The organism is Bacillus sp. MYb209 (genome assembly GCF_002975175.1).
In the GTDB taxonomy this organism is placed as follows: Bacteria; Bacillota; Bacilli; order Bacillales; family Bacillaceae_G; genus Bacillus_A.
On the sequence record NZ_PCNZ01000102.1, the window covers coordinates 1 to 2,387 of the forward strand.

Genomic DNA, 2,387 nt, shown 5'->3' on the forward strand with positions numbered 1-2,387 from the left:
TAAGAAATCCATCCTCTATACGAATAAAGACTCCTGTTCCATCGATCTGATCTCCACCGGAAAAAACATTAATTTTATCTCCTTCTCGTAAACCATCTAATCTTCTACGCCCTTCAAGATTCCCCACTTCTTTCACCTCCTCAAACTCTCTTCTTCTTCGATTTCTATTACATTCATCACATTCACATCTGCGATTAAAAGACATTTAACATACCCCCCTTTTCCTAAAAAATTACTTACACTGTATTCTATGAAAATAAAAAATCATTTGATTAGACTTTCTTCCCCTATCAAATATCTAATTAACTAACTTATTAAAATAAAAATTACTAAACTCCACGATTGTACAAGCCATTTATTATCACTTACATAAACTACAAATAAGATGATAATCATCTTACACTACCCCAAAACCCCAAATTACCTTTTCAACAGCTATCTTTAAAAGATAGCAAAAAAAGACAGTTTCTTTACTGTCTTTTTTTAATTTCAGGTGACACCAACAAAATCTACAAAATGTTGGTGTTACACCTATTTATACATATTGACCTAATACCAGCGTAGCTGCGATTAGACACAATATAATTTATTTTGTTACTTTAGCAAAAAAAACTGAAAAAGATCAGCTTTTTCTATTTACTGAAAATCAAACGAACAAACTCACAATTACTAATAAAATAAAAATTTATCTTACAAAAATGAACTTATAATTCAATTATTATAATAGTTGAATTATAAGTGATTAAAAGCTGTCACTCTCTCCCTATAATCCATCCTACGCTTTTTATTCCACGGTTCACTTGACTACGATCCTCTACACCCTCATACTCAAGTGACTTTCGCGACATAAACGCATAGGACTCAGTGGATTACTTCCAAAATTTATACCATTTCTTTTCATTATTTGCCGCAATCATTAATTTTACTTCTTGAAGTTCTCGCATAACAGTTATAACGGCTTTATCTCGATCTGTAATCTGTTTATTTTCTATAACATTTGAATCCATTAATAATTTTTGCTGCGATTCCAATAAACTTGTTAACTGAGTTATTTGTTCACTTTGCATTTGTAATTGTCTTTGTTGTATATCAATTGTACTTTTTAATTCTTGTAATAGCTCTTTTAAATCATTCGATTCAGGAGTTATAACAGTCATATCTGTATCTTTAGCCTTCAATCCTTCTTCCTCTAAAAGAAGTTTACAAGCATCTTCTAATGTAACTTGCGGCATACTTTTCAACTCTACTAATCTTTGTAACAATTTCAAATCATAATCACCAAAGATAACTCGTTCTCGCTCATCACGTTTAAAAGCATAACAGTTATAACTCTCAATCAACAAATAATACTTTTTAACCGTAGAAGGTGATATTTTCAATCTTTTCGCAACCTGAGATACATTCTCATAAATTGTAGGAGTCATAATAGTCATAACCTCCTTTTTTAACATTTAAATTTCGATATAACAGTTATAACTCCTTTATCTTATCATCACAACTGAAACTTTTGATATTTTCCTATTCCTTAATTAATAATCAAATAGATGTTCTTCCCTATGCTTCGCTAATTTTCTTATATCTTTCCTTATTTTTGGTTTCTCGGTTTAGCAACAACAATACACGATCCATTCCTGTCTCTACAACAATAGAGTGCGCCCTAGAGGACAACGCCGGCTTCGCTGATCACGGACAAGTCGTACAAGAACAAAAACCTTGGACTTCGTCCAAATCCACTGGGTAGATTTTCCCTAGCTCCCCTCCTAATGTCATAAAAATAAAGAGTCAGAGGAATTCATCACACCTGAAAATCACCTAAAATTAAAAAAGACCACCCTAGGGTGGTCTTTCTATGTAGGGTGGGAAGACATCGGTCTTCCCTTCGGGTTGCCCCGATGGAAATGGCGTTTTGTTTCCAAAACTGTTTTTCCTGATTACATATTATGCAAGAGTTTCGGTTTGGTTCCTAAATTATTAAATAATTCTTTTTTATGGTTTTGTTTTTGATTTTTAGTTGAAAACTTGCGTTTTGGCTAGAGTGCTGGCTCGTCGTGTGGGGGCGAAACCCCACATATTAAACGTATCAACATATTGAATAAGAACAATTTTTGAGCGATTGATCTAAGCGGTTCGGCTCGTATACTTGCTAATTCAAGTCGATAACCTTTAATCTTGCGTTTTGTCTGTCGGCTTGGCGAAAAAAGCATATCGAGCCGAAAAAAGTTTTGCAAGGACAAAATCAAAAAGAAAAGGCGATAGCCTTTAGGTGAGAATAAACGAACCGACTTTTTGATTCTGAGGGTGGAGATTTTTGAGTGGTTTTCTCAAAAATACAACCCGTTCCTTGCGGAACTTTTAGCTATATATATAAGAGTGAGAAGAGCAAAGTG

2 protein-coding genes are annotated in these 2,387 nt (G+C 33.5%); both read right to left on the reverse strand.

Annotation, left to right across the window (positions count from 1 at the left end):
- A partial coding sequence (locus tag CQZ94_RS30450; protein ID WP_105588403.1) for a hypothetical protein occupies positions 1 to 205 on the reverse strand: 205 nt, incomplete at its 3' end.
- Positions 206 to 869: 664 nt separating this feature from the next.
- Positions 870 to 1,424: a DUF3967 domain-containing protein gene (locus CQZ94_RS30455; protein WP_105588402.1), complete on the reverse strand. Its 555-nt coding sequence runs from the start codon at positions 1,422 to 1,424 to the stop codon at positions 870 to 872.
- Positions 1,425 to 2,387: the final 963 nt, after the last annotated feature.